This window comes from Oceanicella sp. (assembly GCF_056449545.1).
Window position 1 is genome coordinate 22,027 of the sequence record NZ_JBWOMN010000147.1, and the last position, 6,284, is coordinate 28,310.

The following is a 6,284-nucleotide window of genomic DNA, read 5'->3' on the forward strand; positions in this document are numbered from 1 at the left end:
CGGCGGAAGCTGTCAGCGTCTTATCTGTGGCGCGGCGCGGGGCATGTCAACGCGCCGGGCCGCGCGTCGCGCGCCGCGCGGCTCAGAACCGCCGCAGGGCGCCGGGGGCGATGGTCTCGATGCGCGCCAGATCTTCGTCGAAGCGGGCGCGCAGGCGGGCGCGCTCGGCGTCGTCGAGCGGGTTGAAGGGCGCGCCGCCCGCCGCCATGGCCTCGCCGTAGAGCGCCTGCACCCGCCGGAAGCGCGCGGGGCCCTTGGGCATGTCCAGCGCCTCGGCCGCGGCGACGCCCTCGGCGGTGGGGGTGCGGGTGCTTTGCGGCGTCGCCAGCGCGGGGGGATCGCCGATGTCGACGCCGCACAGATCCGAGAGCATGGCCCGGCTGTTGGCGCGGTAGTCGTCATAGACCCAGACATGCAGATCGGCGCCCGGCGCCGCCGCGCGCACCCGTTCGATCACCCCGACCCAGCTGGGCGGGTCGCCGTGGATGCGTGCGCGCACCCGCGCGAAATCCGGCGCCGGCTGGTGGCGCAGCACCTGCGCGTAGATCGAGGGCAGCAGCGTGTCAAAGCTGCGGATGGTCACGAACACCGACAGCTTGGCGCGCCCCGCCACATGACGCATCAGCCGCAGCTTTCGCCCGGCCCTGGTGAAGGGTTCGCCCAGCAGCGCGTCGCCCATGTGGCCGAGCAGGTTTTCCTCCGACAGCACCAGCCGGCCGGGGCCGCGCCGGAGCGCCGCCAGATCCCGGCGCACCGCCCGGCGGATCACCGGCCCGCCCAGGGCCGCGCGCCAGTTGCGCAGCGACAGTTGCAGCAGCAGCGGGCGCAGGTGTTCGAGCGGGATGAAATCGACCCCCAGCGCCGCCAGCGCGTCGCGATGGGCGGCGAGGCTCTGCTGCACATGGGTGGTCGCGGTCTTGGGGGCGCCGAGATGCAGGCGCAGGTCGGTCAGCGGTTCGAGCGGGACGCCGGTCATGATCGGGGGCTCACCCTTCGACCAGTTCTTCGGCGCGCGACAGGTCCACCGAGACCAGCTGGCTCACGCCCTTTTCGGCCATGGTCACGCCGAACAGGCGGTCCATGCGCGACATCGTGACCGAATGATGGGTGATGATCAGGAACCTCGTGTTGGTGCGCCGGGTCATTTCGTCGAGCAGGTCGCAGAACCGGGTCACGTTGGCGTCGTCGAGCGGCGCGTCCACCTCGTCGAGCACGCAGATCGGCGACGGGTTGGCCAGGAACACCGCGAAGATCAGCGACAGCGCCGTCAGGGTCTGCTCGCCGCCCGACAGCAGCGACAGCGTCGACAGTTTCTTGCCCGGGGGCATGCACATGATTTCCAGCCCGGCGTCAAGCGGGTCGTCGGATTCGACCAGCACCAGTTCGGCCTCGCCGCCGCCGAACAGGTGCTTGAACAGGACGGCGAAATTCTCGTTGACCTCGTCGAAGGCCTCCAGCAGCCGGGCGCGGCCCTCGGTGTTGAGATTGGCGATGCCGGTGCGCAGCTTGGCGATCGCAGCCTCCAGATCCTGCTGTTCGCCGGCCAGCGCGTCGCGTTCGGCGCTGACCTCGGCGGCGTCCTCCTCGGCGCGCAGATTGACCGCGCCCAGCGCGTCGCGCCTGCGGCGCAGGTTGATGATGTCGAGCTCCGTGCGTTCGGCGCTCGGGGCCCGGTCCGGGTCGACGGCAAGATCGGCGAGCAGGGTCTCCGGGGTCTGGCCCGCATCCGTCTCGATGCGCTCGGCGGCGTCGGCGACGCGGGTCGCGGCGGCCTGGGCCACCGCCTCCAGCCGGGCGCGTTTTTCACGGGCGTCGCCGGCGGCGCGTTCGGCGTCGCGCGCGCCCTGCTCGGCGTCGCGCCGCGCGGTTTCGCCAAGCGCCAGCGCGTCCGAGGCGGCCTTGCAGCGCATTTCGGCGGCGGAGATCGCGCCGATCAGGTCCGCGCGCCGGTCCTCGAGTTCGCTGGGCGCGGCCTCGGCGGCGCGGCGTTCGGTTTCGGTGTCCTCGAGCCGGGTCTGCAGATCGGCGATGCGGGTTCTGGCGCTGTCCTGGCGGTTGGTCCAGCCGGCGCGCTCCTTCCCGATCTCGCCCATGCGCCTGGCGCGGGCCTCGCCCTCGCGGCGCAGTTCGTCGGCCCGGGCGCGGGCGGCGAGCATGGCGCTCCGCGCCTCGGCGACCTCGGTCTTCACGAGCTCGAGCGCCGCCTGCGCGGCGTCGAGATCGTCGAGCCCGACCATCGCCGCCTGCGCCTGGGCAAGCGCTGCGCCGGCGGCTTCGGCTTCGTCCCTGCGCGCCGCGACCGAGGCGAGCAGGGATTCGAGCCGCGCGCGGCGCATGTCCAGATCCGCCTCGGCGCGGCTGAGGGCGCGGGCGGTTTCGGCCATGCGCTGATCGGCGGTCTTGCGGGCGGCGCGGGCGTTGGCGTCGGCCTCGGCGGCGCGCGTCAGCGCGGCGCGCGCGGTTTCATGGGCGGCGCGGGCGGCGCGCGCGGCGGTCTCGGCGGTCTCCAGGGTTTCGCGCAGCGCGTCGAGGCGGTTCTGCTGCTGCAGGCGCAGCGCGGCGGCGGAGGGCGCGTCCTCGGCGCCGGCGCGATAGCCGTCCCAGCGCCAGAAATCGCCCTCGACGCTCACCAGCCGCTGCCCGGGCGCGAGCGTCGCCTGCAGGCGGTCCCCGGCGTCGCGCGCGACGATGGCGATGCGGGCGATGCGCCGCGCCAGCGCCGGCGGCGTGGTGACATGGGGGGCGAGCGGCGCGGCGCCCGCGGGGAAGGCGGCGGGGGGCGCGTCGTAATCGGGCAGGGCGATCCAGCCGGCGCCGGCCGCGGCGTTCAGTTCCGGGGCGCGCAGATCATCGCCCAGCGCCGCGCCCAGCGCCGCCTCGTAGCCGGGCGCGGCGCGCACCTGATCGAGCACTTGCGCGCCCTCGCCCGCGTCGCGCCGCAGCAGCCGCTGCAGCGCCCCGGCCTCGGCGGCCAGCGCGCGGGCCTCGCCATCGGCCCCGGCGCGCGCGGCGCGGGTCTCGGCCTCCGCCTGCTGGGCGTTGGCGCGGGCGGTTTCGGCGGCCAGCAGGGTCCTTTCCGCCGTCGCGGCCGCGTCGCGGGCGGCCTCGGCGGCCTGCGCCGCGGCCGTGAGCCGGGTCTCGGCGGCGGCGATCTCGCCGGACAGCGCCGCGACGCCGTCCTCGGCGCGGGCGCTTTCGGCGGCGGCGCGGGCGTCGGCGGCGCGGGTTTCCTCCAGCCGGCGCCGCGTCGCCTGATGCCGGGCGGCGAGCCGCGCCGCGTCGCCGGTCAGCTGATCCAGCGCCGTTTCCAGCTTTTCCAGCGCCGCGGCGGCGGCGCGGGCGGTCTCCTGGGCGCCGAGGGTGTCTTGCGCATGGCCCGCATCGGCCTCGGCCAGCGCGGTTTCCTCCCAGTCCAGACGGCCCATCATCTCGTCCGCGTCGCGGTCGAGCGCGGTCTCGCGATCCAGATCGCCGGCAAGCTGGCGGGCGCGGGCGCGCAGGCGGTCGATCTCCGCCCTGGCCTGGCGGTCGCGCTCGTTGAGCTGGTCGCGCTCGATCATCAGGCGCTGCAGGATCGCGGCGGCGATGGAGTCCTCCTCGCGCAGCGGCGGCATGGCGGCCTCGGCCTCGATGCGGGCGGCGGCGCGGGCGGCGGCCTCGCCCTGGGCGCGGGCCGCCGCCCGCGCCGCGTCCGACAGCGCCGCGTCGGCCGCGGCGCGGTCGCGATCCGCCTCGCGCCAGCGCAGATACAGCAGCAGCCCCTCGGCGCGGCGCAGATCCTCGGCGATCTCGCGATAGCGCGCCGCCTGGCGCGCCTGCCGGGCCAGCGCGCCCAGTTGCTGGTCCAGCGCGTCGAGCACGTCCGACACCCGCGCGAGGTTGTTTTCGGCGCCTTTCAGTTTCAGCTCCGCCTCGTGGCGGCGCTGATACAGCCCGCCGATGCCCGCGGCTTCCTCGAGGATGGCGCGCCGCGCCTTGGGCCTGGCGTTGATCAGTTCGGAGATCTGCCCCTGGCGCACCAGCGAGGGCGAATGCGCGCCGGTGGAGGCGTCGGCGAACAGCATGCGCACGTCGCGGGCGCGCACCTCGTCGCCATTGGCCTTGAAGGCGGATCCCGCCTCGCGGGTGATGCGGCGGGTGATCTCCAGCATGTCGGCGCGGTTGAATTCGGCGGGCGCGAGGCGCTGGGCGTTGTCGATGTAAAGCGCCACCTCGGCGAAGTTGCGCGCCGGGCGGGATGACGCGCCGCCGAAGATCACGTCGTCCATGGCGTCGCCGCGCAGGGATTTGGCGCTGGTCTCGCCCATCACCCAGCGCAGCGCCTCCAGCAGGTTGGACTTGCCGCAGCCATTGGGGCCGACCACGCCGGTGAGGCCGGGCGCGATCACCAGCTCCGTCGGATCGACGAAGCTCTTGAACCCCTGTAGCCTCAGCCTGCTGAACTGCACCCGCGCCCCCGACTAGACCGGTCGATTCCCGTGGACGTTGAGTTTCGGGCAAGCGCGCGCCCTGTCAAGCCATTGGATGCCTCATATCGGGGCGGATCGGGTGCGAAACACCAGATATGGGCCGGCAAGGCGGCTTCAATTGGCGAGATTGGCCTCGATCGCCGCGGCGAGGTTGGCGGTGGTGGGGTTGTCGATCTTCGCGCCCTCGACGATCAGCGTCGGCGTGCCGGTCAGCCGGGGATCGTTGCGGTATTCCTGATACTGCTGCACCAGCGCGCGGGCCTTGTCCTGATCGTTGAGGCAGGTTTCCACCTGAGCGTCGCTCAGCCCGCCGAGGCGGCCGATCTTCTGGAAGGCGCCCAGCAGATCCTTGTCGCGGGACCAGTCTTTCTGTCGGCGCAGCAGCAGGTCGATGAAGCCGAAATACTTGTCCTTGCCGCCGCAGCGCGCCAGCAGCCCGCCGTAAAGCCCGAGGCGGTCGAAATACACCTCGCGATAGAGCAGCTTGGCCTTGCCGGTCTCGATGTAGTCGCGCTTGATGTCCTGGAAGGCGTTGACGTGGAAGCGCGCGCAATGGGGGCAGGTGAGCGAGGCGTATTCGATGATCGTCACCGGCGCGTCCGGGTCGCCCATCGTCAGTTCGCCCATGACGAATTCCGGCGCGTCCTGGGCCCTGGCGGGCAGGGACCACGCGGCGCCGGCCAGCGCGAGTCCGCCGATCATGGCGCCCAGCGTTGCGCGTCGGGTGAGATCCGTCGGGTTGGTCATGTGCGCGTCCTCTGCGATGTGCTGTCGCCTTGCGGCGGTCATTCCATGGTCTTGCGGCGGGGGCGCCGCGGCGCCTCCGCCGCCTGATGTGCCCGCGGCGGGCGCGGATTGCAATGGCATGCGCGGATCGGCGCGGCTCACTGGCGTTTTCGTGAAGCCGCGCGGGCGTCGGCGCAGCGCAGGCTGACATTGCGGCCGAGCCGTTCCAGCGCCGCGCGCAGTTCGTCGCTTTCGACCTCGGCGACGTCTTGCGCGATGCGGGCGGCTTCGGCCGGGGCGATGCGATCCGCGCGCTGCCGCCGGCGGGCGCCGGCGCCGTGCGCGGGGCCGTGTGCGGGGCCGTGCGCGGGGCCGTGCGCGAAGGGCTGCGCGGGGTCGTGCAGCCCCGGCCCGAGCGCCCCGCGCGAGGTCTGGGTGACCCGGACGCGCGATATCGCGCGGTAGCCGTAATGGGCGTTGACGCGCTCGACGATGCGCGGGGCGAGCATCTCCACCTCGGGCGCCCGCGCGCCGTTGGCGAGCACGATCAGCGTGGCGCCGAAGCCGCGCCCGGCGAAGGAGACCTTGACCGGACGGCAGGTCTCGCACAGCGATTCGCCCATGATTTCGTCCCAGTCCAGCAGCACCCGCGCCTCGGCGAAGCCGCGCTTGCCGAAGGCGTTCTGCATCGGCGCGCGGACCATGGCGGCGGCGTGCAGGAACCCCATGGCCTTGCGGCGCGGCGGCGGCGCGGCCTGCGCCGCACTGGCGCGGGTCCGGGGTTTTGGCGCGGCGCCCTCATCCGCCGTCGCGCCCGACTTGCCTGGAACGCCCGACTTGCCTGAAACGCCGGACTTGCCGCGCCCGGGGGTGATCGCGGCGCGCCCGCCCGGGCCGCGCCCGGCGGATCGGGGCTTGCCTTCGCCGTCTTTCCCGCCATTCTGCCGCGCCATGACCGTCCCCCCTTGCCCGCGCCAATCTACGACTCTCCGAGACCGGGGAAAACCCCGTTCGCCGGGTCGCGGCGCCGCGCCGTGACCGCGCCCGCCCGGCAGGGGCCGCGCGCCCCGCGCGGGCCGCGCCCCCGCG

General features: G+C 73.9%; 4 protein-coding genes. All 4 read right to left on the reverse strand.

The window, feature by feature from the left end:
* Window positions 1-82: 82 nt before the first annotated feature.
* The 4 genes from AC1HC7_RS18740 to AC1HC7_RS18755 all read right to left on the reverse strand — a co-directional run bounded on the left by AC1HC7_RS18740 (window position 83) and on the right by AC1HC7_RS18755 (window position 6,148).
* The gene (locus tag AC1HC7_RS18740; protein WP_479497986.1) at window positions 83-976 is read right to left on the reverse strand and encodes a hypothetical protein; all 894 of its coding nucleotides are present in this window, start codon (window positions 974-976) and stop codon (window positions 83-85) included.
* 10 nt (window positions 977-986) lie between these two features.
* Entirely contained in the window at window positions 987-4,448 is a 3,462-nt protein-coding gene (gene smc / locus AC1HC7_RS18745) for a chromosome segregation protein SMC (protein ID WP_479497987.1), read from the reverse strand.
* Between the two features lie 135 nt (window positions 4,449-4,583).
* Window positions 4,584-5,216 carry a DsbA family protein gene (locus AC1HC7_RS18750; RefSeq protein WP_479497988.1) on the reverse strand — a complete coding sequence of 211 codons (633 nt, stop codon included), beginning with the start codon at window positions 5,214-5,216 and terminating at the stop codon, window positions 4,584-4,586.
* A gap of 137 nt (window positions 5,217-5,353) precedes the next feature.
* A complete protein-coding gene (locus AC1HC7_RS18755; protein ID WP_479497989.1) occupies window positions 5,354-6,148 on the reverse strand; it encodes a DUF721 domain-containing protein in 795 nt (264 codons plus the stop codon).
* Window positions 6,149-6,284: the final 136 nt, after the last annotated feature.